At 28.1% G+C, this 25,619-nt stretch carries 9 protein-coding genes; all 9 read right to left on the reverse strand.

Annotated elements, in window-relative coordinates:
* A partial coding sequence (locus MBCUR_RS04005) for a DUF11 domain-containing protein (protein ID WP_157077661.1) occupies positions 1-12,025 on the reverse strand: 12,025 nt, incomplete at its 3' end.
* Positions 12,022-12,738, reverse strand: coding sequence for a hypothetical protein (locus tag MBCUR_RS04010; RefSeq protein ID WP_067090495.1), 717 nt, complete (start codon positions 12,736-12,738; stop codon positions 12,022-12,024). The genes MBCUR_RS04010 and MBCUR_RS04005, both read right to left, overlap by 4 nt.
* Positions 12,731-13,597, reverse strand: coding sequence for a hypothetical protein (locus MBCUR_RS04015; RefSeq protein ID WP_067090498.1), 867 nt, complete (start codon positions 13,595-13,597; stop codon positions 12,731-12,733). The genes MBCUR_RS04010 and MBCUR_RS04015 overlap by 8 nt, the downstream gene beginning before the upstream one ends.
* Positions 13,598-15,586: 1,989 nt before the next feature.
* Positions 15,587-17,149, reverse strand: coding sequence for an ATP-binding protein (locus MBCUR_RS04020; RefSeq protein ID WP_067090501.1), 1,563 nt, complete (start codon positions 17,147-17,149; stop codon positions 15,587-15,589).
* A gap of 526 nt (positions 17,150-17,675) precedes the next feature.
* Entirely contained in the window at positions 17,676-19,058 is a 1,383-nt protein-coding gene (locus MBCUR_RS04025) for an MATE family efflux transporter (RefSeq protein ID WP_067090504.1), read from the reverse strand.
* A 1,064-nt stretch (positions 19,059-20,122) separates the two neighbouring features.
* A complete protein-coding gene (locus MBCUR_RS04030; protein ID WP_067090507.1) occupies positions 20,123-21,682 on the reverse strand; it encodes an ATP-binding protein in 1,560 nt (519 codons plus the stop codon).
* A 201-nt stretch (positions 21,683-21,883) separates the two neighbouring features.
* A complete protein-coding gene (locus MBCUR_RS11060) occupies positions 21,884-21,991 on the reverse strand; it encodes a DUF2284 domain-containing protein (RefSeq protein WP_084269474.1) in 108 nt (35 codons plus the stop codon).
* A gap of 231 nt (positions 21,992-22,222) precedes the next feature.
* Positions 22,223-23,008: a V4R domain-containing protein gene (locus MBCUR_RS04035; RefSeq protein ID WP_067090509.1), complete on the reverse strand. Its 786-nt coding sequence runs from the start codon at positions 23,006-23,008 to the stop codon at positions 22,223-22,225.
* A gap of 695 nt (positions 23,009-23,703) precedes the next feature.
* The coding region (locus MBCUR_RS04040) for a DUF11 domain-containing protein (RefSeq protein ID WP_157077662.1) at positions 23,704-25,619 on the reverse strand (1,916 nt) is incomplete at its 5' end.

Raw genomic sequence — 25,619 nt, forward strand, 5'->3', positions numbered from 1 at the left:
CAGGAACATAATAAGTAAACCTTGGAGTTGAACTATTAACATAAATCAATCTACTATCCAACTTATCAGTAATAACCAAACCAGTCGCATTATCAGGACCAAAATTAGTCACATTAATAGTATACAAAATATAAGCACCATTCAAAACAGATCCACTTACATTAGATGTTTTAACAATACTAAGGTTCACAGTAGTAACAACAGTAATATTAGTCTCATTATCAGGAGTACTACTATTATTACCAGTATTATTCTCAGTAACATTAGTAACATTCGCAACATTCACAATATTACCAGTACCATTCAAACGAACAAGAATATCCAAAACAATACTCTCACCATTAGCCAAAGCACCAATATTCCAAACACCAGTACCAGGAACATAATAAGTAAACCTTGGAGTTGAACTATTAACATAAATCAATCTACTATCCAACTTATCAGTAATAACCAAACCAGTCGCATTATCAGGACCAAAATTAGTCACATTAATAGTATACAAAATATAAGCACCATTCAAAACATTACCAGACACATTAGATGTTTTAACAATACTAAGGTTCACAGTAGTAACAACAGTAATATTAGTCTCATTATCAGGAGTACTACTATTATTACCAGTATTATTCTCAGTAACATTAGTAACATTCGCAACATTCACAATATTACCAGTACCATTAAGCTTAACAAGAATATCCAAAACAATAGACTCACCATTAGCCAAAGCACCAATATTCCAAACACCAGTACCAGGAACATAATAAGTAAACCTTGGAGTTGAACTATTAACATAAATCAATCTACTATCCAGCTTATCAGTAATAACCAAACCAGTCGCATTATCAGGACCATAATTAGTTACATTAATAGTGTACAAGATATAAGCACCATTCAAAACAGATCCACTTACATTAGATGTTTTAACAATACTAAGGTTCACAGTAGGGACAACAGTAATATTAGTCTCATTATCAGGAGTACTACTATTATTACCAGTATTATTCTCATTAACATTAGTAACATTCGCAACATTCACAATATTACCAGTACCATTAAGCTTCACAAGAATATCCAAAACAATACTCTCACCATTAGCCAAAGTGTTAATATTCCAAACACCAGTACTTGCAACATAACTAGTTCCAAGAGGAGTAGTACTATTAACATAAATCAATCTACTGTCTAAACTATCAGTAATAACCAAACCAGTAGCATTATCAGGACCATAATTGGTCACATTAATAGTATACAAAATATAAGCACCATTTAAAACACTACCAGAAACATTAGAAGATTTAACAATACTAAGATTTACACTAGTAACAACAGTAATATTACCAGAATCAGAAGTATTAGCAGAACTATCACCAGTATTATTCTCATTAAGACCAGTTACATTAACAGCATTATAAACATTACCAGTACCATTTAGCTTAACAACAATACTTAAAACAGCACTACTACCACTAGCCAAAGTACTAATATTCCATAACTTAGTAATTGGATCATAACCATTAGCACTGCCAGAAGCAACACTTGAATTATAAATCAATCTACTATCTAAAACATCACTAAGAACTAAACCAGTAGCATCATTAGGACCAAAATTAGTCACATTAATAATATACAAGATATAAGCACCATTAAGTACATTACCAGTAACATTAGACTTCTTAGTAATACTAAGATTCACACTAGAAGCAACAGTAATACTACCAGAATCAGAAGTATTAGCAGAACTATCACCAGTATTATTCTCATTGAGGAAAGTTACATTAACATAATTGTAAATATTACCAGTACCATTTACCCTAACGGTAATATTTAAAGTAACAGTTTCCCCATTAGCCAAGTTGCCAATATTCCAATAACCATAAAATGAATTATATTGATTAGTAGTGTTAGCAATAGAAGAATTGTAAATCAACCTACTATCTAAAACATCCTCAAGAACTAAGCCAGTAGCATCATTAGGACCAAAATTAGTCACATTAATAGTGTACAATATATAAGCACCATTTAAAACATTACCAGTAACATTAGACTTCTTAGTGATACTAAGATTCACAGCAGGAAGAATTGTAGTATTCTGACCTACCTCAGGAGTAACAGCATACCAATCCCCAGTATTATTCTCATTAAGACTAGTAACATTAGCAATATTTAAAATATTACCAGTACCATTCAATTTAACAACAATAGTTAAAGTAGCACTAGCACCATTAGCCAAAGTACTAATATTCCACAAACCAGTAGTAACATCATACTGATTAGCACTACCAACAGCTACACTAGAATTATAAATTAATTTAGAATCTAAAACATCAGTAATAACCAAACCAGTTGCACTATCAGGACCATTATTAGTCACATTAACAGTGTATGAAACATACTCACCATTTAAAATAGCACTACCAGTCACATTAGACTTCTTAGTAATACTAAGATTCACAGTAGAAATAACAGTAATATTACCAGAATCAGAAGTATTAGCAAACCAATCACCAGTATTATTCTGATCAACATGAGTTATATTAGCAGCATTATAAATAGCACCAGTACCATTAAGTTTCACAACAATCCTCAAAGTAGCACTAGCACCATTAGCCAAAGTACCAACATTCCATAAACCAGTAGCCAAAACATAATTATTAACAGTAGAAGCAATAGAAGAATTAAAAATCAAATTACTATCTAAAACATCACTAATAATTAAACCAGTAGCAGTATCAGGACCATTATTTGTTACATTAATAAGATACTCAATAAAAATACCATTAATAACAGTACCAGTCACATTAGACTTCTTAGTAATACTAAGATTCACAGTAGGAACAACAGTAATATTACCAGAATCAGAAGTATTAGCAAAAGTATCACCAGTATTATTTTCAATAAGCCTAGTCACATTAACATAATTATAAATAGAACCACTACCATTAAGCTTAACAGTAATATTCAAAGTAGCACTAGCACCATTAGACAAAACACCAATACTCCAAAGACTCAAACCAACATTATAAGAACCAACACTAGCAACAGAAGAATTATAAACTAATCTACCATCTAAAATATCAGTAAGCTCTAAATCAGTAGCATCATTAGGACCATTATTAGTCACATTAACAGTGTACAAAATATAAGCACCATTCAAAACACTGCCGCTAACATTAGACTTTTTAGTAATACTAAGATTCACAGTAGCACCAACACTAAGTCCACCAGCACTAGATGTATTAGCAAACCAATCACCAGTATTATTCTCATTAAGACTAGTCACATTAACATAATTATAAATATTACCAGTACCATTTAACTGAACAACAATTCTCAAAGTAGCACTAGAACCATTAGCCAAAGTACCAACATTCCATAAACCAAGACCAACATTATAAGAACCAAGGCTAGCAACAGAAGAATTATGAATCAACCTATCATCTAAAATATCACTAAGAACTAAACCAGTAGCAGCATCAGGACCATTATTAGTTACATTAACAAGATACTCAACAAAAGCACCATTAATAACAGCACCAGTCACATTAGAAGTTTTAACAATACTAAGATTCACAGTAGGAACAACAGTAATATTACCAGAATCAGAAGTATTAGCAAAAGTATCACCAGTATTATTCTCAACAAGATAAGTTACATTAACATAATTGTAAATAGAACCATTACCATTAATTCTCACAGTAATATTTAAAGTAGCACTAGAACCACTAGTCAAGGTACCAACATTCCAGAAACCAAGACCAACATTATATGGATTACCATTAGAAGTAATAGAAGAAACATAAGTCAAACTACTATCCAAAATATCAGTAAGCTGTAAATTAGTAGTACTATCTGGACCATTATTAGTCACATTAATAATGTATAAAACATAAACACCATTCAAAACACTACCACTAACATTAGACCTCTTAGTAATACTAAGATTCACAGTAGGAACAACAGTAAGATAAGCAAAAGCAGTACTACCAAACCAGTCACCAGTATTATTCTCATTAAGGGAGAACACATCAGCTTCATTAAATATTTCATCAGTACCATTTAACCTAACAACAATATCTAAAGTAATAGTTTCACCATTAGCCAAAGTACCAATATTCCAGAGGCTAGTATTTGGATCATAATCTGCTCCAGAGCGAGAAGAATTAGAAGAGTTATAAATCAATCTACTATCTAAAACATCCTCCATTTCAAAACCAGTAGCAGCATCAGGACCAAAATTAGTCACATTAATAGTATACTTAACAAATATACCATTTAAAACAGTACCAGACACATTAGATTTTTTAGTAATACTGAGATTAACAGTAGGAAGAACAGTAGTGTTATTACCTATCTCAGGAGTCATAGCATACCAATCACCAGTATTATTCTCATTAAGACTAGTCACATTAGCAACATTCAAAATATTACCAGTACCATTTAACTGAACAACAATAACTAAAGTAGCACTAGCACCATTAGCCAAAGTACTAATATTCCAAACTTGAGTAGTAGGATTATACTGATCAGCACTACCAGAAGCACTAGAATGATTATAAATCAATTTACTATCAATTAAATCAGTAATAACCAAACCAGTAGCAGTATCAGGACCAAAATTAGTCACATTAATAATATAAGAAATATATGCACCATTTAAAATAGTACTACCAGTCACATTAGACTTCTTAGTAATACTAAGATTCACAGTAGGAACAATAGTAATATTACCAGAATTAGAAGTATTAGCAGAAGTATCACCAACATTAGGCTCATTCAAACTAGTAACATTAACCATATTAAAAATAGTACCATTACCATTTAACCTCACAACAATAGTTAAAGTAGCAGTAACACCACTAGCCAAAGAACCAATTCTCCACAAACCACTAAGTGAGTTGTAATTATTTTCACTATTAGTAACAGAAGAATTAATATAAATCAAACTAGAATTTAAAACATCAACAAGCTCTAAATTAGTAGCAGTATTTGGACCATGGTTAGTCACATTAACAACATAAGAAATAAATGCACCATTTAAAACATTACCACTTACATTAGACCTCTTAGTAATACTAAGATTCACAGTAGAACCAACAACAATAAGAACAGTATTAGACTGATTATCACCAGTGTTATTCTCATTAAGAGAAGACACATTAACAACATTAGTAATATTACCAATACCATTCAACATAACAGTAATGTTTAAAACCACACTAGCACCACTAGCCAAAGAACCAATAGTCCACAAACCGCTAGCAGAACTATAAGAACTAACACTAGCACTAGACCCAATATAAACCAATTTAGAATCTAAAACATCACGAATAACTAAACCATTAGCAGCATCAGGACCAAAATTAGTCACATTAACAGTATACAAAACATACTCACCATTATTAGCACCAGACACATTAGCACTCTTAGTAATACTAAGATTCACAGCAGGAAGAATTGTAGTATTCTGACCTATCTCAGGACTCATAGCATACCAATCGCCAGTATTATTCTCATTAAGACTAGTAACATTAGCAATATTTAAAATATTACCAGTACCATTCAACTTAACAACAATAGTTAAAGTAGCACTAGCACCATTAGCCAAAGTACTAATATTCCACAAACCAGTAGTAACATCATACTGATTAACACTACCAACAGCCACACTGGAATTATAAATTAATTTAGAATCTAAAACATCAGTAATAATCAAACCAGTTGCACTATCAGGACCATTATTAGTCACATTAACAATGTATGAAACATACTCACCATTTAAAATAGTACTACCAGTCACATTAGACTTCTTAGTAATACTAAGATTCACAGTAGAAATAACAGTAATATTGCCAGAATCAGAAGTGTTAGCAGAAGTATCACCAGTATTATTCTCAACAAGACTAGTAACACTTACAGTGTTTGTAATATTACCAATACCATTAAGTCTCACAACAATAGTTAAAATAGCACTACTACCATTAGCCAAAGATCCAACAGTCCACTTACCAGTACCATTATCATAAGAAACACTATTAGTCAAAGTAGAATTAACATAAGTCAATCTTGTATCTAAAATATCAGTAAGCTCTAAATTAGTAGCAGTATTAGGACCATAATTAGTCACATTAACAATATAAGAAATAAATGCACCATTTAAAACATTACCACTAACATTGGACTTTTTAGTAATGCTAAGGTTTACAGTAGAAACAGCAGTAAAACTAGCAGATTTGTAAGTGTCAGCTGGATCAGCAAGATTAACCTCATTAATAGCAGTTATATTAGCAGTATTATTAATAAGACCTACACCATTAATTCTAGCAACAATTGTTAAAGTCACAGGAACACCAATGTACAAATCATCAATAACCCACAAACCACTTAGAGGATTATACTCCCCAGCAGCAGAACGAGTACTATTAATATATATAAGTCTAGAATCTAATAAATCACTTACACGTACACCAGTAGCATTGTTAGGACCATAATTATTTACAGTAACAGTATAAGTAACTAAACCACCATTTAAAACAGTACCAGAAATATTAGCTATTTTACTAGAAATACTCACATTAGCTTGATTAGAAGAACCAACAAAAACAGAACTCTCATTTTCACCAATATTAGTTTGATCAACAGAATTAACATTAACCTCATTAACAAGACCACCAGTAGTAGTAGCCTGAGCAACAATCACCAAAACAGCAGACTCACCAACATTTAAACTAGGAATAGTCCATAAACCATTAGCTGAATTGTAAGAAGCATTAGAAGCATTGATAAATGTTAATGAACCAGCAGACAAAACATCGAACATAATAAGATTAGTAGCAACATCAGAACCATAATTAGTCACATTAAGAGTAAATGCAATATAACCTAAATAGCTAGTCGCAGTAACATTAGCAGTTTTACTAACAGTTAAATTAATAACAGGATCACCACGAAGATCCAACTCAACAGTATAACCATCAGCAGAAACAGTTAAATTATTAAAGAAACTAGAACCATTAACATAACCACTACGATTATAATCACTACCATCATAATTAGTAACATTACTATACAACAAATTAGTAGAGTTCCTTAACTGAACACTAATGTCAAAATTAGGCAACAATTGAGTATTAGCAGGTAAACTACCATCATTTAAAACAAATCTATGACCAATAGTCACAGCACCAGGCAATAAACTTCTATTAGTATTAGTATAAACCACATACCTATTGTTAAAAACATAAAACAACTCTAAAACATAGTACAAAGAGCTATCCAAATTAACACCATTATCATAAATTAAACTAGTAATGTTATTGTTACCCCACCAATTATACTTAACATCAGTATTCTGACCATTAAAATTCAAACTATAAGAACCAGAATTATTGTTACCAACAATTCTATTATAGTTAATATTTACACCAGAAGTTGCAGTAGTACCAATATAAATACCACCAGTATTGTTTAAAATATTAGAACTTGTAACTTGACTACCACTTTTACCTAAGTATATTGCATATCCATTATTTCTAGTAAAAGTAGAGGAATTAATATTAGCATAACCATGAGCAGAAATAGCTCCACCACGAATATTAGCACGATTATTATCAAAAACAGAAGTATTAACATATAAATAACTGTTATCCACAGTATAAATAGCTCCACCTTCAGATTTTGCACTATTATTAGCAAAAGTATTATTTAAAGAATTAAAAGTACTACCAGCACTAACATAAACAGCACCACCATTAGTCTCACTACCATTTACATAAGTAATATTTCTAGATGTAACATTACTATTACCACCAACAAGGAAACCACTTCTAACACCATTAGCACCATCAAAGACAACAGCTCCACCTAAGCTAGTATAGCCAAGGAAAGTAGCATCATCATTAACATTTTGATTAACATTCAAACTACCTGCATAAAGACCAGGAGCAATATGAACAGTAAAATTATTCCAACCTTGAGAATCAGCAATACCTAAAGCACCAGCAATAGACTTAAGAGCATTAAGCCAATTAAGACCTAAGAAACTATCATTACCACCAGAAGAATTAACATACAAATTGTAAGTTCCATTAATAACAACATAACTAAAAGTAATCACCGCTAAGCCATTATTACCAAAAATAGTACTATTATATGAAGTATAATTACCATTACCGCCAAAATAAGCATAATATGTGTAATTAGCAGCATACATGAAAACATGGCCTAAAGAAGCAAAACCAGAAGCATCAGCAGTCACATTACCATAATCTTCACCAGAAATATCAACAAACTGAATAGGTACATTAGAAACAACTTCACCATACTCATCCACAATACTAGCATTTAAATAAACAGTAGATAAAGCATTACCAGTCACATTAACAAGACTAATATAAGTACCACGCTTATCAAAACTAGCATTCCTAGTACTATTAAGAGAATTAAAATTCAAATCGTTACCACTATACTCCACAATATATGTGAAATTACCAGCACTAGTAGCATTATAAACATAAGATGCAAAACCATTTACATCTGTAACATTTGAACCAACAAATACACCATCAATATAGAAACTAACAGTCAAATTAGACAAAACATAACCATAACTATCAGTAATAGTAGTATTAAGAACAGTAACATTCTTATACTTACCATGAACATTAGGAGAATTAATATTTGGATCAGATATAGTACTTATATTAAATGTACTTCTCCACCAATCAGCCTCAAATGTACCATTAAGCCAACCATAAGGAGCAAAAGCAATACCCACATAATGGCTTTCAGATGCATCAAATATATAGTCATAACCATAGTCAAGAACAACACCATTCACAGTACCATTAAACTCAGGCAAATTAGTCTCAATAAACGAAGCACCAGTATTTAATTTAAGATAATAATAAACATGAGCAGTACGATTATACAAAGTCACATTACTTGGATTATAATCCACATCCAAAACAATCCAATTAGAAGGAACAACACCAGTCACATAATAAGTATTATTACCCCACCAATTCATGTTAATATTAACATTAGCAGCCTGAGCAGTGTTAGTCCATATAGTATTACTCACATCACCAGGAGTAAGATTATTATTGAAAAACCTATTATAATTAGCAGTAATCCTTCCTGCAGCATATACTGCATTACCTTGACCACCAGCAGAATTATTAACAAAACTTGTACCATAAATAGTAGTTTGAGCACTAGTACTAGTTGTGTTAACAGCAAGGCCTCCACCAATAAGATTTGCAGTATTACGGTAGATATTAGTCTGATTAACAAACAAATTAGCAGCATTTGTACCACTATTTATACCAATAGCTCCACCTAAAGTATTAGCATGATTATCCATCAAATTACTCCAAGTTACATTAATAGTTCCTTGAGAAAGACCAGCAACACCACCAAAAGTACCAGCAGAATTATTATAAAATACAGAATCATTAATAGCTATAGATCCACCACTAGCACCAAGAACACCACCAAAACTATTAGCATGGTTATTATAACCTTCAGAATTAAATATAGCAATTAATGCACCATTAGCATTAACAGCAGCAACACCACCAAAACTACCAGCAGAATTATTAATCATAGTAGAGTTATAAACACGAATCTGTCCACCTGCTGAACCAAAAGCACCACCATAAGCACCTGCAGAATTACTAATCATTCTTGAATTACTGATATTTATATTAGCACCAGTATTAGCAATACCTACAGCACCACCACCACGCTTAGCAAAATTATTTTCAAAAGTACAGTTATCTGCAACAACAGAACCAGCACCAGAAATAGCCAAAGCACCACCATAGTGAGTATCTCCAGTACCATTTGCAGCATTATTAACAAACACAGAATTATAAAGCTCAATTCGCCCACCAGTTGTACCTACAGCACCACCACCACTAGTAGCACCAGTAGTTCTAGCAACATTATGATCAAAATAAGAATTATAAATAGAAATTGTTGCAGTACCCTCATTATAAACTGCACCACCAAAACGAGAATTAGCAGTACTATCAATATAATTTCCAATGAAAGTAGAATTATCAATCACTAAACTACCATCAGCAACTATAGCACCACCATGGGAATTAGCACTATTGTTAATAAAAGTACTATTACGAATAGTATTTGTAAAAGAACCATGGTTATAAATAGCACCACCACCATTATTAGCACCAGTAGAGGTAGCACGATTATTAGTGAAAGTACAACCAACAACAGTAAGATCCCGACCACCATTATCTACTACTGCACCATGATTGCTTGAAATAAAATTATCAAAAGTAGAATAATAAAGATGCAGACTCCAGGTACTATCTTGATAAAGATCAAGACCACCATAAGAAGACTGTGCAGTCTTAAAATTAGAATTATTAATAATTACATTAGAATTAGTACCACTAGTAAGATAACAAATTGAACCTTCACCTGAAGCTATAGAAGTAGTAACATTTGAATTATCTATAATAATAAGTCTATTACTACCAGAACCTCTAAAAATAAGACCTGAAGTACCTCTAATATTATTAAAATCAGAATTATTTATAATAAGTTTACCATAATTGCCAGAAAAGATAAATACACCATAACCACTAGTTTTACCAGATACCCTAAGATTATCTACAACTAAATTAACATATGCACCATTAATATTAATTGTTCCTGAAGCACTTGGATTCTCTATCTTAAAATTATACAAATTAACATTACGGTTAGCAGAAGCTGTACCAGCACTAATAGTTATAAAACGAGTCCCTCCAGGACTGCAAATAACATCCCCACCAGTTTCATTTCCAATAAATGTAATATCTCTGCTAATTGTAATACGATTGTTTGTGCCAGAATAAGTACCAGGCATCATAATGATAGTTGAACCTGGTGTTGCTACACTTAAAATACCTTGAAGTGATCTCCTTGCTGTAGTTATACTTTGACCATTCCAACCATCATCACCATTATTTGGGTCAACCCAAAACATCGCTCCAGACTCTGGTAAAGGAACAGATAACAGACCAAATGATGTATAATTAACAGAGAAGTTTAAACTGTTGATACCATGAGCATCTGGAGTATCTGGAGTTAAGTTAGTGTGAACATAATCACCATATACTTCAAAAATACCATTTTTTGAATTAAATGAATATGTTGCTTTACCATTAATTACAGGAACTCTTCCAGAACACTCACCATTAACATAAAATGCAACATCTCCATTATTGATTAAACCATCAACATTAAAAACATCAGCAAACACTGTAACCCTATTGTTAAAAACTGTAACATTGGTAAGGTTTACATTAATGTTTTTACTTCTAAGGAGATAATAGGAGTTATTTTCTAAACTAACATTAAAGTAAAAACCATAATCAACAACTACCTCAACAACTCCACTGCTAACATTGGTAGTAAAAATGTTATTGTTTACAACACTTACAGGAGTGGAGTTAGCAATAAATATAGAATCTCCTAAATCACTAGCAAAATTATTTATAAAATTACTTTTAGTAACTGATAAAGTTCCATTGCTGTAAATAGCTCCGCCATTTGTAGCAATGTTATTTGTAAAAATACAATTAATAAAGCTTAGTTGGTTGTTTGCAATGTTGTTAGTTATTGCTCCACCGTTATTTGTATTTTTTCCATTTTTAAATGTAAGGTTTTTAAAGGTTACATTTAGGTTGTTACCAGTAATGTTAAAGAATATTCCATTACTTTCTGCATCAAGGATAACTGAGCTTGGATTGCCGTTACCTTGGACTGTTAAATTTTTATTGTTACCATTAACATTAATATTTTTATTATTGTTTCCTGTGTATATACCAGGATCTATTGACACCGTATTTGCAGTGTCACCACTATTTTGTGCATTTGTAACAGCTTGATTTAAGTTTCCTGGAGTACTTTCACCAAATTCTGCAGCAGAAACAGCAGAAATTGTAGAAATTGTAGAAATAGCAAGAAGTAAAACTAAAGCGGTTACAATGACTTTAAAATGTTTATTTATCATTGTGATACCTCCATATCAAAAACACTATAGACAAAAGTTAAAATGCTTTGTCTTGTAGCATTATAAAAATTAGTAAAAATGTTATCATTATAGACGATAATTTCTAGACGATAATTCCAGAGATCATTACAACTATTAAAGTAATCTTGATTAATTACATGATTATTAAAATTTAAAAAACTAGAATAATCTGTATTTAATAGGTTAGAATAATCTGTCATAATTCCAAAATTGATAGAATCATTTCTTATGTCAACTATTTCAAATGAAGTGATTTCATTAGAAAGATAGTCTGTATTATTAGAGTAAGATTTGTAAGATTCTAATATGTCAAAAGTAGAAGTTTTTAAAGGAGTTAAATTTCCGTAAAACTTAGTATTATCCAAAATTTTGTAAAATTCATTTGAAGTTTCAAAGGAATTAAAATAAAAAATGAATCTATTGCCTAAATTTATCGAATCAGAAGGTTCATCTTCATCAGTATCATTATCATCCGACGAACACGTTTCTGGGACTGATAATTTATCTGCATAAATTTTGGAATTAATATTTTTAGAATTATTAAATATGTAAAAAAGAGAATTATTATTTTTAATTATTTGATTTTTATTATAAAAAATTATATTTTTATATAAATCTACAGTAGAAAAACTATCGAGTAGATTTTTGTTAAAGTATCCAAAGTTTGAAGTTTTTGAATTTTTCTTATTCAAACATATATATATATATATATACCCTAAGATGATTAGAAAGAAGTAATCTACTAGCCATAACTTCATGGGATCCAAATTCTAATTCAATTAATTCACCCAAATCTCTATCAAAACTAAAAGCATTCAATTCATTAATTCTTTTATTATTTTTTTGTTTAATAGCAAAAGATCCTGAACCTGTATTAGTTATTTTATTGTAATTTACTAAAAGATTTAAAAATGCTGAATCAAAGTTCACATTATTAAAAATAAAATTTTTTTTATAAAGTCCATTAGAATTGCTTAAGCCAATAATATAGTTATCATCTAAAACTTTAGATAGATCTTTATTTAATTGGTTTGTATTTCCTTCAGCAAAGTTTAGTTTATTATTAGTTAATATAAAACTTGAAGTATTAAATAACTGTTCACTAAAAATTTGTGAAACTGAAACATTAGAAACTGAAACATTAGTTTGAATAGAACCTAATTTGCAATTTAAAGTATGGGAAACATTAGTATTTACAGGATTTTCATTAGATAAAGTAAATACATCATACAAGCTATCTTCATCAGAAGAATCCGTACGATTATTTAAATTAAAAGAAATTCCACTAGGAACTCCACTAGTAATTCCACTAGCGATTCCGCTAATATTAAAATTAGAATTAGTTAAATCGTTTTCTAAGTTAGGTGTTGATTTGTAATCAATGTTAACAGCATAAGAGGAGTTAGAATAAGAGATATGGTTATTAAATTCGACGGCTTGAGTTGAACTTGAATTTTCTCCAGCAGCTACGCTAATACCAATAGATATTGAAAAAATAGCTAAGACTAAAAGTATTAAGCTAAGGTATTTTCCTGCTTTATTGAAATTCATGATGTTCAGCTTTTTAAATTATGTTATAAATGTAGTAGAAACAATTAATTAAAGTTTAAATATTATTATTTTATACATTAAGAGAAAAGCAATGTATTCTTCCTATGTAAGGTCTAATCTAAACAGAAATTATATTTGTTAATAAAAAAAGCTGAAAATATCTTGTTATATGAGTATTTCCATTTTTGTATTATACAATATAGTAAAAAAACAGTACAAATATAAAATTAGGGTAAAATCTAGAAGCTAAAAAGAGATAGATTTTAACTCGTTAATTATATTTACACTATATTTTTTAGACTATTTTGTATATTGATGTTTTCACTTATAAACCTTTCGTAAAAATACAAATATTAGTATCGTTTCTAACAAATATAAGCTTAGAAAAAATCTGTAATTAATCTTTATTTTACTAATATAATTAATTATACTGAATATTTGTAAAAATAAATATCATAATGTATATTTTATGGAATTAAAGAAAATTTAATTTAAATTGTTTAATTTAGGTAAATTTTTTCATAAATCATTAATGAAAAATTTTTGTCATGAGCTATATAACTGCAATGTTTAATAAAAAATTATAGTATTTTTTCCTTTGTTGAAAATGATTACAATAAAATGATATAATAAAAATGATATAAAAAAGATATGAAAAAAGATATAAAAAAGTGATATAATAAAATGATATAAAAAAAAATATAAAAAAATGGCATGATAAATGATACAATAAAATAAAAAAGATACAATAGAAAAAAATATTATATGTTGATCCTTAAAAAAATATCCAATAGAAAAAAATATTATATTTTATTCATTATAAAATTTTATTCATTATAAAAAAAAAAGTATGAATATAAGATATAGTTTGCAAGTATATTTTCATCTATTCACATTTATTTTTATTTAAAATTTTAGATATATTTGCAATATATTTGCAATAATATGTTTATACAAAAAATTAAGTTTCTGACTATATTGGAATAAAACTCAGTTAAAGCAGTTGAATCAATTTTAAAAAATATTCCAATCTAAAAATAATCTTTGCTCAAACAATATTTGCTTACTTCTATTATATTATGATTCTCCAAATTTTTTAGTAAAATAGTATTCAATCTCTAAAACCATTATTTTATTTTTATTTATTTATTTATTTTTATCTATTTTTATTTATTTATTATATTTTTATTTTCAATAATATAATAAATAACATATTCAAAAGACATTTTATGATTGCGAGCAAATTTATTTTTTTCTAAAACAAAAGTTTCTTATTTCATTACTTATTAAACTTTTCAATAGTATTAAATAGTATTAAATAGTATTAAATATTATTTTAACGTCTTTAAATCCAATATATACAGCTAAATTTAAATAATTTATGAAAAAACAAAATAAAACTATTTAAAAAATATAAATATAAATTAAAATATCTTAATACTATATTTAATAAATATATAATAGATCATATTTAAATTTAGATATTATAATCTATTTAAATTATTAAAAAATCATAATATGTAAAAAAAATTAATATAAAACCATTTTAATTAAAAAAATAATAAAAAAATAATATTATAGTAAAAATAGAAAATAAAGGAAAAATAAAAGAATAAATGAAAAATAAAAAACATTTTTTTAACTTGACAGAAATGAGAAAATTAAGAAAAGTTTAAAAATAGCACTGCTGTCAACTTAAGAATTTTTTTGGTTTTTAGTTTATTTTTTATATTCAATTTTTTTTATTTTATGATTATTATTCCATCTATATTTTCAAAATGTCTATTAAATGCGGTTATTTTACTTATTTCTAAAATCCTTGATTAATGTTATAAATACATTATCAAAGAAGAAAATTTCATTGCAGTATCCATATTTTCTAAAGTTTTTTCATATTAATAAAATCACTACTTATAAAATAAAATAGTTTATTTTCAAAATAGCTTTTGATCAAACTTTTTTTAAAGTTTGTTTTTAAAGTTTGTTTTGTTATTCTAATTTTTCTTTAAATTCGCAGTCTATGTCGTTTTTTGAGAAAGCTAGTGCTAAATAGATTGGGTTTTCGTTTTTGTATCTTGTGTAATATTTTTTTTCTTTTATTTGTTTGAATGCTTCTTTTATTATTGTTTTTGTGGATTTTGTTGATGAGTATTTGATTTCTGTGATTATTGTTTTGTCTTTTATTTTAAAGATTGTGTCTGCTCTTCCTGAATAGGTTGTTACTTCACCTTGTGAGTCAATACCTAATAAGTACAAAGCTACTAAGAAGATTCCGTGATAGTATTTTTCATCATCTCCTTTTAGTGGATAGGATAGTCTGTGATATATGCTTTCTAGGACTTCTATGAATTCTTTTGAGTCTTTATTTAAAATGCTTGTGTATGTTTTGTTTTTTAGTTCTTTTAAATGGTTTTCGCTTAAGTTTGTATAGGTTATAATAAGTTCATTGATTAGAGATTCCCTAACTTCGTAATTTGGAATATCTAATATGTATTCAATAGATCCATGTTTTTTGTTTTTTTCTTTTATTGTTAGGTATCCTGTTTGAAATAGTAATGTTGTGGGGTGTATATCTTCTATTTTAAATGTGTCTAAGTTGCTTTTTGTTGCAAATATAGGTTCAATAATTGGTTTTAGAGTGTTTTCTTTTTTAAGTGTTTCTATTAGAAATGTTGGTGTTCCACTACTAAACCAGTAATTTGAAAATTCTCTCTCATCAAATAGTAATAATGTTGAGAAAGGATTGTAAACCTTATTTTTACCATCCCAAGTGTAACCATCATACCAATACTCGATTTTAGCTATTGTTTCTTCATAGCTAAGGGATTCTTCATTGGCTAAGTTTTCAATATGTTCTTTAAAATAGTCTTCAAGTTCTTTGTGTGTGTAACCACAAATTTTAGTGTAATTTTTGCTTAATGTAATGTCTTTAGGGTTGTTTAGTCCTGAAAAGATAGATGTTGATGAAAATTTAGATATTCCAGTTATGAAAATGAATTTTATGAATTCATCGTTAGCTTTTAAAGATTGATAAAAATTATTTAAAGTTTTTCTATTGTCATCAGCTATTTTAAAATTTGCTATATGATCAATAATGGGCTTATCATACTCGTCAATTAAAATCACGACTTTTTCTTTGAATTTTTTATTAATTTTTTTAATTAGTTCTCCAAATCTTTGAGATAAATTTCTTCTTTTTAATTCTATTTCAAATTTTTCTGATGTTTCATCTAAAAAATCAAATAAAGAGTCTTTTAATTCATCTGAATTTTCATAATCCATAGATCCAAAGTCTATTTTAATCACAGGGTATTTCTTATTCCAATCCCATTTATCGTAGATGTATAAGTCTTTAAATAATTTTTTATTTCCTTCAAATAGTTCTTTTAGTGTGCTGATTAATAGTGATTTCCCAAAGCGCCTGGGTCTTGATAGAAAGTAAGGTTTCCCTCGGGTAGTTATTTCGTGTATGTATTTAGTCTTGTCAACATATACATATCCTTCTTCTCGTATTTCGCTAAATGTTTGTATGCCTACAGGTAGTTTTTGCATATTATTTATCCCCTAATTTATTTAAATATAGCTATATAATATATATTTGTTAATAAAAATATAAATACTTTTCCTAAAATTAGCATTTATGTCAAGTTAAGGAATTATTAATATAAATTTGATTATAAGTATTACAAATTGAAAGGTTTATTTATAAACAATTTCAAGTTTTAATGAAACTAATGAAATTTTGAAAAAATTTTTCTTAAATTGACAGCATTGTTAAAAATAGTAGTTTTTTTAAGTGAAGAAAAGTAAAGAAATAAAGAAAATGAAAAAATTTCATCAAAAAGTAAAAATGGCACTGTAAAATTTACTATGGATTTTATCCTCTAAAAAATTTCAAAATCCAATAAAAATTTCAAAATTATAGAAAAGATCAATGAATATAAACAAGGAAAATTAAAAGTATATTATTCTTAATTTTTATTCTAGAAAAATCAATCATAAATCAAGAATTTTTACTTATTTTATATTATTTTTATCCTATTTTATCCTATTTTATCCTATTTTATCTTATTTTATATTATTTTTTGTCTTCTTTTTTATAATTGTTTGAGAAACGCTTTTTAACAGCTTTTAAGAATAATATTGCTAATCCAAAGCCAAAAAATGAACCTATGAAAGAACCAAGTACAATACCAATATACAGACCTATAATTCCTCCTCCAAATACAAAACCAAATAAATAAGCTAAAATAGCTTCAAAAATTAAAGATCTGCACATTGTAATTAATAAAGACATGTGTCCTTTTCCAACTCCTTGAAATACCATTGAAGAAACTAAACCAAAAGGCATATCAACTAAAAAGAAACTCAATATTTGAAGAACTTGAGCTATTGCCTCTGGTAAACCACCTGCTGTATCAGAATATGAAAAAATTTGAGCTATTTGTGGAGAAAAAATAACCATTATTAATCCTAATCCTATTGAAAGCACAAACCCTAATTTAATTGAGTAAGTAAAAGCAGTTTTTAATTTATCATAATTATGGGCACCATAAGCCGCTCCAGCTACTGTTAAAACAGCTGTTCCAAAACCTAATATAGGAATCATACATAGTTGAACAATCCTCATTCCCGCAGTATAAGCCGCAACAGCTATTGTTCCAGAAACAATCATTATCATAGCATTCATTAAAACAGCAAGAATTGACATAATAAGCATTTCAGCAGTAGAAGGAATGGCTACATTTAAAATATCTTTTACTATTTTTCCTTTATAATTAAAAGAAGATCGTGATAATGAAAGGTAAGTATCCTTTTTAACCCAAATCCAATAAGCCATGACTAAACAGGAAATTAAAGCAGAAAACACAGTAGCCAATGCAGCACCAGCCATTCCCCAATTTAAAGTATAAATAAAAATTGGATCAATGACTATATTTAAAATCGCTGTAACTGCCATTGCATACATTGCTCTTTTAACATCCCCTTCTGATCGCAAAATAGAAGATAAAAGTGCAGAAAACAACAAAGAGAATATGAAAATAAATATTACATTACCATATTCTAAAGCTAATCCTACTGTACTACCTGCACCCATTAAAATAAGTATATCTTTTAAAAAGAAAAGAAGAATAATAGGAGTAACAATAGAAAGAATAAATGTAATAAGTACAGAATGTAATGCAGCATTATCTGCGGTTTTCTTATCTTTTCCTCCGATTGATCTAGCTATTAATGAATTAGCACCTGCACCAAGTCCATTTCCTAAACCAATAACTATCATAAATAAGGGAGTAACAAAACCTAAAGCCGCTAAAGCATCAGAACCTAAGCCAGCAATCCATATACTATCAGCTAAGTTATATGCCATTATCAGAAGCATAGACACCATCATTGGCCAAGCCAGTTTTACTATTGCTTTTTTTGGATCTCCTGTTATTAAATCTATATTCTTACTCATTATTTCTCCTCAATTCATTATTAGCTATATCTCTATTAGATAAAGTAGATTCACATTCTATTTTTTTAAATATTTATTTCAATTCTTCATTACTTAATAATTATTTAATAATTACTTAATAATTACTTAATAATTACTTAATAATTACCTAATAAAATACTGTCATAAATTTTATTTTCCCAGTTACCATTAGTTTCATCAAAATTTTTAGAATTAATTTTCCTTTAGTTGTGAGAGATAAGTTTATTCTTCTTCTATTTTTAGTGCTTATCTCTCTTGAAATAATATATTAATCATTCATCTGTTAATAGTTCTTGCAACAGCCTTTTATCTATACTCAATTTAAAAGTCAATTTATTTTGAGAAATATCTTTATTTTTTTAGATATAATATAAAAAAATCCATACTGCATTTATATCTAAATCTATTGTTGAAGGATTAATATAAAATATAAAAGACCATATAAAATATAGAAGATTTATGTACAATAGAAATCAAAAACCTAATGGATTTCTGATGAATTTTTATCAAATAATTCTTTTAAATGTTTCATTCTTATTGATATATATTTAACATTATATTAAAGTTAACTATGCAAATTCATTTCTGTCAAGTTAAGAAATGTTTTCTATTTTTCCTTTATTTTTCTATTTTTGCTACAATATTCTTTTTTTATTGTTTTTTTAATTAAAATAGTTTTATATTAATTTTTATTGCTTATTTGTTATTTTTTATTAATTTAAGTGGATTATAATAGTTAAATTTAAATATAATGTATTATATATTTATTAAATATGGTGTTAATATTATTTTAATGTATATTTATATTTTTTAAGTAGTTTTATTTTGTTTTTTCCTAAACTATTCAAATTTAGCTGGATGTGTGGGTTTAAAGATGTTAAAATTATATTTAATGATATTGAAAAATTTAATAAATATAGCCAATTACCTAACTTTTCATGTAAAATGTGTTTTATTTATATATTAATATAAAAATTATGTGAAATTTGCTAGGTAATTAGCTATAATAAGTGTATTTTTTATAAATCATTAAATGTTTTTTATCATAATTTTTCCCTAAATTCACAATCAATATCATCCTTGGAGAAAGCTAGTGCTAAATAGATTGGGTTTTCGTTTTTGTATCTTGTGTAATATTTTTTTTCTTTTATTTGTTTGAATGCTTCTTTTATTATTGTTTTTGTGGGTTTTTTTGAGGAGTATTTGATTTCTGTGATTATTGTTTTGTCTTTTATTTTAAATATTGTGTCTGCTCTTCCTGAGTAGGTTGTTACTTCTCCTTGTGAGTCAATGCCTAATAAGTATAATGCTACTAAGAATATTCCGTGGTAGTATTTTTCATTGTCTCCTTTTAGTGGGTAGGATAGTCTGTGGTATATGTTTTCTAGGATTTCTATGAATTCTTTTGGATCTTTATTTAAAATGCTTGTGTATGTTTTGTTTTTTAATTTTTTTAGGTGGTTATCGCTTAAATTTGTATAGGTTATAATAAGTTCATTGATTAGAGACTCCCTAACTTCGTAATTTGGAGTATCTAATATGTATTCAATAGATCCATGTTTTTTGTTTTTTTCTTTTATTGTTAGGTATCCTGTTTGAAATAGTAGTGTTGTGGGGTGTATATTTTCTATTTTAAATGTGTCTAAATCATTTTTTGTTGCAGCAATAGGTTCTATTATTGGTTGTAGGTTGTTTTCTTTTTTAAGTGTTTCCATTAGAAATGTTGGTGTTCCACTGTTAAACCAGTAATTTGAAAATTCGCACTCATCAAATAGGAGTAATGTTGAAAAAGGATTGTAAACCTTATTTTTACCGTCCCAAGTGTAACCATCATACCAGTACTCGATTTTAGCTATTGTTTCTTCATAGCTAAGAGATTCTTCATTAGCTAAATTTTCAATATGTTCTTTAAAATAGTCTTCAAGTTCACTGTGGGTGTAACCACAAATTTTAGTGTAATTTTTACTTAGTGTAATGTCTTTAGGGTTGTTTAGTCCTGAAAAGATAGATGTTGATGAAAATTTTGATATTCCTGTTATGAAGATGAATTTTAAAAATTCGTCGCTGGCTTTTAGTACTTGGTAAAAGTTATTTAAAACTTTACGATTGTCTTCTGCTATTTTTAAATTTGTTATGTTGTCGATTATGGGTTTATCATATTCATCAATTAAAATCACAATTTTTTGTTTAAGTGATTCATGGATTTCTTCAATTAGTTCGCCGAATTTGTCTGGTAATTCTGTGCTTATTAGAGAAATTGAGTATTTTCGAGCTAGACGGTCGATGAATTTATTTAGGGAAGATTCAAGAAGTTCTGAATTTTTATAGCTTAGTTTTCCAAAGTCTAATATAATGACTGGGTATTTTTTATCCCAGTCCCATTTATCATAGATGTATAAGTCTTTAAATAATTCTTTGTTTCCAGAAAACAGTTCTTTTAATGTACTAACTAGCAATGACTTCCCAAATCGTCTTGGGCGTGAGAGAAAGTAAATTTCTCCATTTTCTATTAAATTAAATATATCTTCTGTTTTATCCACATATAAATAGTTGTTCTCACGGATTTTGGAAAATGTTTGGATACCTATAGGTAATTTTTGCATATTATCAATCTCTAAATTTTGTTTGTATTTAGCTTTATATTAATAATATATTACTTATAAAAATATAAATACTTTTGTATATTTTAAATTTGTAAATTAAACAATTTAAAAAAAGTAATATTGATTAGTTATACTAAGTAATGGATGTGTAAAAATTTAGCTGGTTTGAAATTGATTTTTTATTAATTTTTTTAATTTCTGCTATTTTGGAGAATAAGGAGGGCAGTTTAAAGAAGTGTTATACATTCTGCAAGTATGTTTACAAATAAACCTTAGCCATTTTGCTGTGACTGCACTTGAAGCTTGTATATGTTTTGCTTAAATGAAGGCATCAATTTTTTTAATTTCATTAAGTTCTTTGATTTTATTAGTTAATTCCAATTTTACTCATATTTATACCTATTTCAATTCAAATATTTACAATTAGCTATTTTGTTGGCTTAATTATAAAAATAAATTAAATAAGTGTAAAAAATAGATTAAATTAAAATTATAAAATAATTTAAATTGATTCATGAAATGCTTATGTGCCATGGTTTTTTAGCTCTTGTCATTTTTCTTTACAATAAAAAGGCAATGATCACTGTCCATTGTCATACACAACTCTTCATGAATCTCTATGTCTGTTTTGTAATGATTTTTTAAAATGGTTTCTACAACGCCTAGTTCAAAGTAGCATATAGGGTAGTCTACTTTGGGAAGAGGTGCACATTCAAAGCATTCGTAGTTTTTTATATGAAGGGCATCTTCTTTTTGTTCTACTTCGAGTCTGCCGAGTTTGTATCTTTCCCAGAATTCAGCGAGATTTTGGATTAATCCTGCGTCGGTTTTAGAGCTAACTTGTTTATATATTACTTGTCCTACTTCTACTCCTGTTTCGTAGATTAGGGGGTAAAGTGATATTCCGTTTTCTAGTAGTTTGCTTCTTACGGAGTGTGATATTAGGCGAGTGAAGTCTTTTTCAGGTTTATTTTCTATGACATTTTTAATGAAGTTTTCGGTTCTTTCTGCATCGAAGTTTTGTTGTTTTATAAAGTTGATTTCTGCTAAGATGTTTGAATTTATGAAGAATATTTTTTTTCTGCTGTCTTTGATGTCTTGTTCGTGCCCGATTATTTCTTTTTTTTCTAGTTCTTGTAGGTGGACGGATACTGTGGATTTGGCTTTTCCTAGTTCTTTGACAATGTCTTTGAAGTACATTTTTCCGTTTTCAAGAAGGTTGAGAAGTTCTAATTTTACAGGGCTTTTTATTACATTAATTAAGCTATTTTTTTCTCCAGTTAATACTAGCATTGGGTACTGGTTTTTTTCTTTTTTATTGCTCATTTTTTTCCTCCATTATTATTTTATGATACTGATTGAGATTGTAAGAGTTGGAATGGTTCCTCCAAATCTTTTTTTCTTAATTAGAAGAACCTTTTAAAAAAAGGTTCATCAAAAGGCTTTCTCAAAAATATAAGAAAACTAATTTAAATAAAAATTTTTTACTAATTAGAAGAACCTTTTTAAAAAAGGTTCATCAAAAGGCTTTCTCAAAAATATAAGAAAACTAATTTAAATAAAAGTTTTTTATTAATTAGAAGAACCTTTTTAAAAAAGGTTCATCAAAAGGTTTTCTCAAAAATATAAGAAAACTAATTTAAATAAAAGTTTTTTACTAATTAGAAGAACCTTTTTAAAAAAGGTTCATCAAAAGGTTTTCTCAAAAATATAAGAAAACTAATTTAAATAAAAGTTTTTTATTAATTAGAAAAATGTCTCATGATTATTTTTTTGCTAAGATTATAATTTAGATTTAAAAGTTTAATATTGGCTAAGATTTTTAAATTTATAAATTTATAAATTTATCAAAAAAAGGTTTTATATAAATGAAATTAGTAATTTTAAAGTATTTAAATCTTTTTTAAAAAGAGTTAATTTCTTCAAATCTTTATAAAATTTTAATCATGAGACATTTTCTTTATTAAAAAAATTTTATAAAGAGGTAATATAAAATATATTACCTCTAAAATATGTTTAATTTATTCTTTTTTTCTTCTATATAAAACAGTAAATGCAGATAACAAAACTAAAAGTAATGCAAATATAGGAACACCAGTATGCTTCATTCCAGAACTATTTTTAGGTACTGTATTACCTTTAGCTAAAACTTTCACAGTTGCTGTGTCCTGACTTGCACGGTACATGGAATCTCCTGCAAATCTAGCAGTATATTTAAATGCACCTACTTTACTTGTTTTATATGCAAATATAGCTATTCCTTCACTATCAGTATAATTAGATCCAACTAACTCACCATCAACATAGAATCTAATAAGTTTATCTTCTAATTGACCATCGTCATCTACTAAGAAAGCTTTTAAAATTGCATAATCTCCAACATAAACAACTGTATCATATGCAAACAAGTGAGTTTTCTTTTTAACAACATCAAAAGGAGATAATGGGTTAAATTGATACTTAGCATAATCTTGACCAAGATTAAGAATGTCTGTGCTCACATTAACCTCACTAAGAACAAGGCTAGAACCATTAACTCTAGCAACAACATCAAAGCTAACAGTTTCTCCATTATCAATAGAAACCAAATTCCAGTTAACAGTTTTTCCTTGAGAGTTATAAACTCCATTAGCAGAAGAACTTAAATAAGTTAAATACTTACTTAATAAGAAACTTATATCACTAACAGTTGCATTTGGACCATTATTTTTAATTGTAATTGTGTACTTAAATATATCACCAGATCTGATATTTGTAGAATTAACTGTTATAACAATTGTTAAGTTAGTATAAGGGTTAGCACTTGTGTTATTACTACTAGTATTATTATTACCAGTGTTATTTTGATCAGGAGTAGATACAGTTACATTATTGCCGATAACACCAGTTCCATTAATTCTCACAGCAAGAGTAAGAGTAACAGCCTGATTAACATTGATAGTTCCTATATTCCACACACTACCATTATAACTACCAACAGTAGTACTATTAGATACTAAAATAAGTCTAGGATCTAAAACTTCACTAACAGTAACATTAGTAGCACTATCTGGACCATTATTAGTCACAGTAATAACATAAGTTAACAACTCACCATTCAAAGCAGAAGTCACATTAACAGTCTTAACAATGCTTAAATTAACACTAGGAGTAACAATTACAGTACTATTATTACCAGAACTACTATTATTACCAGAACTACTATTATTACCAGTATTATTCTGATCAGACCCAGTAACATTAACAACATTACCAATATTTCCAGTACCATTCAATCTAACAATTAAGCTGATAATATAAGAATTACCATTCAAAATACTAGGAATAGTCCAATTAACAACTTGACCCACAGTAGTATAAGACCCATTAGTACTAACAAAAATCAACCTATTATCTAAAACATCAGTAATATTCACATTAGTCGCAGTATCAGGGCCATAATTAGTCACATTAATAGTATACTCAACTAAAGCACCATTTAAAACAAGACCAGACACATTCACAGTCTTAACAATACTCAAGTTAATACTTGGAGTAACATTCACAGTACTATTGTTGTTAGAACTGTTGTTGCCTGTATTATTTTGATCTGTACCTGTGACATTTGCTATATTGCTTATATTTCCAGTACCATTCAACTGAACAATTAAAGTAATAATATAGGAATTATTATTTAAAATACTTGAAATAGTCCAGCTAACAGCTTGACCCACACGAGTATAGCTTCCATTAGCACTAACAAAAATCAACCTATCATCTAAAACATCAGTAATATTCACATTAGTCGCAGTATCAGGACCACGATTAGTCACATTAATAGTATACTCAACTAAAACACCATTCAAAACAACACCAGACACATTCACAGTCTTAACAATACTTAAATTAATACTTGGAGTAACATTCACAGTACTATTGTTGTTAGAACTGTTGTTGC

The sequence above is a fragment of the Methanobrevibacter curvatus genome, assembly GCF_001639295.1.
In the GTDB taxonomy this organism is placed as follows: Archaea; Methanobacteriota; Methanobacteria; order Methanobacteriales; family Methanobacteriaceae; genus Methanoflexus; species Methanoflexus curvatus.